The 6,600-nt window shown below is 45.5% G+C and carries 7 protein-coding genes and 1 pseudogene; 3 read left to right on the top strand and 5 right to left on the bottom strand.

What is annotated here, in order from left to right:
- From AAKU64_RS18855 to AAKU64_RS18835, 5 genes and pseudogenes are all read right to left on the bottom strand, one after another.
- Nucleotides 1–239, bottom strand: a pseudogene (locus AAKU64_RS18855) (DUF1269 domain-containing protein); the annotation flags it as partial.
- Nucleotides 240–367: 128 nt separating this feature from the next.
- A complete protein-coding gene (locus AAKU64_RS18850) occupies nucleotides 368–1,021 on the bottom strand; it encodes a BON domain-containing protein (protein ID WP_322118477.1) in 654 nt (217 codons plus the stop codon).
- Between the two features lie 73 nt (nucleotides 1,022–1,094).
- Complete coding sequence (locus AAKU64_RS18845) at nucleotides 1,095–1,313, bottom strand: heavy-metal-associated domain-containing protein (RefSeq protein WP_322118478.1); 219 nt, start codon at nucleotides 1,311–1,313, stop codon at nucleotides 1,095–1,097.
- Between the two features lie 464 nt (nucleotides 1,314–1,777).
- Complete coding sequence (locus AAKU64_RS18840; protein ID WP_354335338.1) at nucleotides 1,778–2,752, bottom strand: cation diffusion facilitator family transporter; 975 nt, start codon at nucleotides 2,750–2,752, stop codon at nucleotides 1,778–1,780.
- A gap of 319 nt (nucleotides 2,753–3,071) precedes the next feature.
- Nucleotides 3,072–3,767, bottom strand: a complete 696-nt coding sequence (locus AAKU64_RS18835; RefSeq protein ID WP_354362669.1) for a VIT1/CCC1 transporter family protein — start codon at nucleotides 3,765–3,767, stop codon at nucleotides 3,072–3,074.
- A 392-nt stretch (nucleotides 3,768–4,159) separates the two neighbouring features.
- On the opposite strand from AAKU64_RS18835, the gene AAKU64_RS18830 reads away from it, so the two are divergent.
- From AAKU64_RS18830 to AAKU64_RS18820, 3 genes are all read left to right on the top strand, one after another.
- Nucleotides 4,160–5,125 carry an oxidoreductase gene (locus tag AAKU64_RS18830; RefSeq protein ID WP_354362668.1) on the top strand — a complete coding sequence of 322 codons (966 nt, stop codon included), beginning with the start codon at nucleotides 4,160–4,162 and terminating at the stop codon, nucleotides 5,123–5,125.
- 86 nt (nucleotides 5,126–5,211) lie between these two features.
- Complete coding sequence (locus AAKU64_RS18825; protein WP_354362667.1) at nucleotides 5,212–6,051, top strand: universal stress protein; 840 nt, start codon at nucleotides 5,212–5,214, stop codon at nucleotides 6,049–6,051.
- A gap of 133 nt (nucleotides 6,052–6,184) precedes the next feature.
- Nucleotides 6,185–6,517 (top strand): hypothetical protein, encoded by a 333-nt coding sequence (locus tag AAKU64_RS18820; protein ID WP_354362666.1) that lies wholly within the window; start codon nucleotides 6,185–6,187, stop codon nucleotides 6,515–6,517.
- Nucleotides 6,518–6,600 lie beyond the last annotated feature (83 nt).

Below are 6,600 nucleotides of genomic sequence, written 5' to 3'. Positions count from 1 at the left end.
AACACCGCAGGAGCCAACAGCAGTCCCCAGATAGCACCCCAGAATGCGCCATTGCCACCCCAAGTTTTTACCCGGTCGCCTAAGGTATAAAACCCTAGAGGATGTTCTTCGGAGTGATAGCCCTTACCTATCAAGGATAAATTTTTCATATCAAAGCCAGCTTTGCTGAGTGTCTGTATGGCTTCCTCTGCTTCAATGTGGCTATTAAAAATATGCACTGGTGAATCTTTGGTTTCCATGGTGTTACTCCGTAACGTAATTAATATTTCGATTTAATATTTCGATGATGGGACAGGCGGACATCGTCAGGCGCAATACAATGCAGTTCAATGTCCGTTATTTAGCAATACGGCTCACTTTTACAAAATCAATATCGAATCGTTGTATGATCCACGACGTTTTTTACACCAGGTGTTCCCCAAGCCGAATGCATGACCAGATCGCGCTCTAGCCAGCTATGCACGGTTCCCGCCAAAGTCACTTCTGCGCCGTTGACGCTGACTGAAACATTCTTTGCGTCGTTATGAGCACGCCGTTTCAAGGCTGCTTCGATATCTGATTTCACCGCATCCAAGGAGACTTTTGGTTTGATGATAATTTGATCGCTGAGGCCAGTCACACCCATCAGATTGCGCACGGCATCAGTGACTGCTTGCCGTTGATATTCCCAGTCAACTTCGCCCGTTAAGGTGATGAAGCCAGCCTCGACAGTTACGTTCACTGCCTTGGTTGGCACATAGGTCAGCCATTCAAGTGCATTTTTTGCGGTACGCGCTATGTCGCCATCGGTTCTTTGGCTGGTTCCTGGTAACCGGACATCCATTTCGATTGCCAGCGCCTTTACACCATAAACCCGCTGTGCTGCTCGCTCTGCATCCCACTTTTCTGCAAAGCTGCTGACATGACCTGCTAGTGTGACCACGCCGTCAGATACTTCAACGCCGATATGGGAGGAATCGACAGAAGGTTCCCATTCCAACTCAGCGAGAACGTCTTTTTGAATTTGTGTATCGGTATTCATTTTTAACTTTCGTTTAGGTTAAAGAACAGTCAGCTTGTGCTAAACGAAAATCTTAATCTGTGCGGTGTGCCGCTTACGCCAAATGAATGTTGGCATGGTAGCCAAGTCGTTCAATTACTTCTTCTACTTGCGATGCAGTAACGCATGTCGGATCAGTAGATACGATGGCTTGCCCATCGCGTAAAGAAAGTTCTGTATCGCTGACCCCATCCATGCCTTCCAACGCGCGGTAGATATGACCTAAACAGGCACCGCTGGTCATGCCCTGAATATCAAAAATCATCGTTTCCATTGCTATTCTCCATCATTAAAAAGAACCAAGTTTAGAAAAAATCGTCGATGTCTCATGGAGAATTTCTTTTTTTGAATTCTCTATTTATGCTTGTATGAAGGCAGGCTAGGCGAGCAGAGTAAGACCTGTCTGTGCGCTATCTAACCGATAGGCAATAGTTGAACCGAGATTTTCCATTAGGCCATTAGACCGCTACCCCTTCGGAAAAAACGCAGACGACACGGGGTATTCAGAGAGATAGCACTAACGCGATTTGAGTGGAAGCGCTACAGCGGCAATTACAGCTTTGGCGAACTGCCTGACGTTGTGGTCCTTCCTGACAAGAGGCAGCTTGTGTCGTCGTTGCGTCTAGTCAGTTAGTCCGCAAAAGGCACACTTGTCGCTGTTCCAAAGGAAAATCTGGGTTGAACTGCGATTTCTATTCGGCGAACCAGAGGTGCTATATGAGAGCGCGATCAATATCCTTATGAAGATTTTTTTACCAAAGAGTCAAGCAGCCCAAAACGCCGCTGTGCAGACGCTTTAAAAGCGGCTGCAGTTTGTGGCTTTACAAAAAAAGTCACGACCTCTGGATGGCTGGCGCGGATTTGGGTTTCAATATCAACGACCAGAGTTTCAATCTGTGATGTTTTAAGGTCATCAGCAAATTCGATACTCATCGCTGCCAGTATTTGATCTGGCGCAAGCTGCACAGTCAATACACCATTGGTTTTTACTGAGGGAGAAAGTTGATTCGCAATACTCAGCATCGAGTCACTTAGCTGGCGGTCGGCACGTTCTCCGATCAGCAGACTCTTACTTTCGCGGGCGAGTAATCCTGCAGTACCTGCGAGTATTAGTCCTATCAGAACAGAAGCAATCCCGTCTGATGCCAGCATACCCAAATTACTTGCCAGGTAAGTAGAAAATGCAGCAATCACGATCCCGATCAACGCCACGCTGTCTTCAAATAAAACGATAAAAGAGGCAGGATCTTTGCTATGACGAAATGCTTCGTAATAACCCAATGTGCCCTTGGACGCTTTAAACTGTTTTAGTGAGATTAACCAGGAAGTACCGTCAAATACAAACGCTAGCCCCAATACAACATAACTGACGATGGGGTCATTGATTGCTTGAGGCGCTAGCAGATGTAAAATGCCTTCGTATATCGAGACGCCAGCACCGAGCGCAAATACCAGCAGCGCAACAATAAAACTCCAAAAATATAACTCGCGGCCATAGCCAATGGGGTGCTCCGCATCGGCCTGTCGTTCGGCGCGACGTATGCCATACAGCAGCAATAATTCATTGCCAGTATCCACAAATGAATGTACTGCCTCGCTCCACATAGCTGCACTACCAGTCCAGGTAGCGGCGCTGGCTTTGGTAATGGCAACTAAAATATTCCCGATCAGTGCGGCGTAGATGACCTGCTTTGAAGATGCATTCGTTGCCATGTCAGTTCATTTTCATCATCTTAGGACTACGTAAAAGCGTAAAGCTATTTGCAGCAGTTCACGTATAGCGATTAGGCGGGTTGGAAAACGTCAAGACCTCTCATCAGAGAGGCGCAGAGGAAGAATAAATAGTGAGACAATCTGAAGAAGACCGAAAATATGCCTTTCTCTTTTTTGTCCCTTTGTCTTTCCGTGTCTCCGTGTCTCGGTATCCACATGATGAGCGATTTTAGTTTTTGCGCCACTCCCATTTATTTGATGACACTCCTTGGTACCCCAAAATTCAGCAATTGCAATAGATCACTGCTGTGTTTGAGACTTATTGCATGCCTCCAAATACAGAGCCCACAGCATAGGTTAAACCCATCGCTAAAGCGCTCCAGAAACTTACCCGCACAGATCCTAGTACGACATTAGCACCGCCAACATAAGCAGCAAGCCCACCAAGAACTGCCAGAAAACCTATAGAAGTCGCTACCACGAGCCAACTCAAATAGGGGTTAGGTGTCAGAACCGATACCAATAAGGGCAGCAATGCACCAATCGTAAAACTACCGGCAGAGGCAAAGGCTGCCTGCAATGGACGGGCGCTCAGAGTTTCAGAAATACCTAATTCATCTCTGGCATGGGCATTCAGCGCATTATTTTTCATGAGATCGACAGCGACCTGTCGCGCTAAGGAGGCGTCAAGCCCTCGATTAATATAGATCTCAGTCAATTCTTTTAACTCACCCTCGGGATCTGTTTTTAATTCTCGTTTTTCGGTCTCCAGCGCCGCATTTTCTGTGTCCGCCTGGGACTGGACAGAAACATATTCCCCGGTCGCCATGGACATCGCACCAGCCACCAGACCTGCCACGCCTGCAACCAAAATACTAGTATGGCTAGCGTTAGAGGCTGCAACACCTAAAATTAAACTCGAAGTAGAAACGATGCCGTCGTTCGCACCCAGCACAGCAGCTCTCAGCCAGCCGATATGTTCAAGTTTATGTTGCTCAGGATGTTTTCTTCTCATGATCTCATTTACCGTATTTGTGTTTCGTACTCATTTTTTTACTTCTATTTCCATGACGTAAGATAGTTTCTGATTAGGAGTTATGCAAAATTGTTCCAGCAAGACGTAGCGACGACGACAGTGCTTTAGTGCGGCTAGTCGCTGCAACGCAGCTGGGGCGGTTTTGCGCAAGTCCTACTAATACTTTTCTTGATTCATACGTCAACAACTTTATACGAGTATGTCGAAAGAAATAATTTATTTACTCGCTATTTTTAGCCTGTATCAATTACGTCATCCGACTAACTGATTCTGTTTGCCACCTGATATTGGCTAAGCGAACTACCGCACAGACGACTTGATCTTGTCAGGCTCAATATGAGCTAACTACAACGCCTGCATGAGAGTTCGCCATGACATCAATAACATCCATAACATCGATAACACCCGCAACATTTAGTGAGGTGAACACATCTACCAACACAATTACGACTGCAAGTCCAAGTCCAAGTAATCAAGCCGGGATAAATGCAAAACCAGTATGGTTTGTTACTGGTTGCTCCACAGGCTTTGGCAGGGAATTAGCGCAACATCTGATCGGTCTGGGCTATAACGTTATTGTCACCTCGCGTAATACAGATGACTTAAAGGATTTGGCACACCATAAAAATGTGCTGATATTGACCTTAGATGTGACCGACCAGCAGCAAATTAACCAGGCGATTAAAGCCGCAGAAGACAAGTTTGGTTGTATTGATGTGCTGGTCAACAATGCTGGAATAGGCTACTTCGCAGCGGTTGAAGAAAGCGAGGAAGAAGAGATCAGGAAGATGTTTGAAGTCAATGTCTTTGGTGTAAGCAATATGATCCGTGCGGTGTTGCCAGGAATGCGGCAACGACAATCGGGTTTTATCGTCAATATCTCTTCAATTGGCGGTATTTGTGCTTTTCCAGCAGTGGGTTATTACAACGCGACCAAATTTGCAGTAGAGGGTTTGTCCGGCGCACTGTGTCAAGAAGTGGAGCCTTTAGGTATCAAAGTCATGCTAGTCGAACCCAGTGGTTTCCGGACTGATTGGGCCGGGCGATCAGCCAACGAAAGTAAGCTACAAATTGAAGATTATGCCTCCACTGCAGGTGTCTGGCGTAGTCAGGTAAGAGCGATCTCCGGCAAACAGCCTGGCGATCCTGTTCGCGCCGCGCATGCGATTGTCCTGGCGGTGGAATCACCCAAACCACCGCATCATCTGTTACTTGGCGTTGCTGCATTTGAAGGCGCGATGGCTAAACTGACCGACTTGCGTAAAGATTTTTTAGCATGGGAAGACGTTACACGCGCTGCTGATTTTCCTAAAAATCAATCCAAAAATATGATCTGACATTGTTTTGATCAAATCGAACAACTAACTTTGCTATGTTTTTTTTCGATAACTCAGCAGACCAGATTGATTAATGGAGAAATAAAATGACCTATACAAGCATGATGGTTAACGTTGAATTAGGACGTTCAAATAAGGGACTTTTGACAACCGCTACCGGTCTTGCCAATCGATTTAATGCTCACTTGATCGGTATTGGTGTTTGCAAGCCTATGCAATTTGCCTATGGAGATGGCTATATTTCGGGCGATCTGATCAGACAAGATCAGGATGAAATTACCGAAGAAATCCATGAGGCGGAAACAGAGTTTCACGCTGTTGTAAAAGAGAGTATGGCAGAGAGTTTGCAGATATTCGAATGGCGTTCTGCGATTACTTTGACGCAATTATCAGACTATGTTGCACAACAGGCGCGATGCGCAGATCTGATTATTAACTGCGCTAAATCTGGCTCCATATTTGATGATGCTCGGGTAATGAATATTGGCGATCTTGTTATGCAGACCGGCAGACCTGTTCTGATCATTCCACCAGATATGGCAAGTCTGGACCTTAACTGTGTCGTCATCGGCTGGAATGATTCACGCGAGTCCAGGCGAGCCATTATCGATGCTTTACCTTTGCTCAGGCAAGCAACTAAGGTTGTGGTAGTTGAGATATCTAAGGACGATAATTTACCGGATGCCCATGCACATTTAGATGATGTCGTCGCTTGGCTGCACCGGCACGATATTAAGGCAGAATCTCTTGCATCTTTTTCGGTCAACGATGACACCAACCAATTGCTAGCAATCATCCAAGACTATAGAGCCAACATGATTGTGGTAGGTGCGTTTGGCCATAGTCGCTTTCGGGAATGGGTATTTGGCGGCGTAACCCATGATCTGTTACTGCGCGCTGATTGCTGTACTTTTGTGTCACATTAATTCCGGGTATTTTTCTCGACGCAGACAGTTCAATCTCCGGTTTCAACTTTGATTTTTATGAAGGGTTGGATGCTTTTATGTGTCCAAATATCTAAGCATTCAAACGCAAAGAATTTAAAATTTGGGAAGTCAAATGGAAGAGCTAAAATCAAATCCCCTTAATCGTTGCCTGACAAAGGCAGATTTACAATTTTCATATTCGGTCGATCTGAGTGGCGATATTAGTGATACCCATGCTGAAAATCAGTTTGAACAAGGCAATACCGTTCTTGATAGAGACGATGGAGACCAGGTTTTATATTTTGTGAATGAATTTGCTGAACAGCATCCCGATCTGGGGGAAGAAAAAGTGGTAGCGCTACGTACCGAACGTATTCTTAAAACTATTATTCCCGACGATATCAGCAGCTGTAAGGACATGACCAGCTGGCTAGTCAATAGCTGGCATCGTTATTCTTCTATTTGATTATATTTTCTAAGCGAGCTTACCAAGCAAGCTCAATAAGAAAATTCACTGAAAATAGTGACTAAGCATGCCGTCAGATATCA

The organism is Undibacterium sp. GrIS 1.8 (assembly GCF_040544445.1).
Taxonomy (GTDB): Bacteria; Pseudomonadota; Gammaproteobacteria; order Burkholderiales; family Burkholderiaceae_D; genus Undibacterium.
The sequence above is the reverse complement of the archived record's forward strand: the minus strand, read 5'-3'. Positions and strand labels throughout refer to the sequence as shown.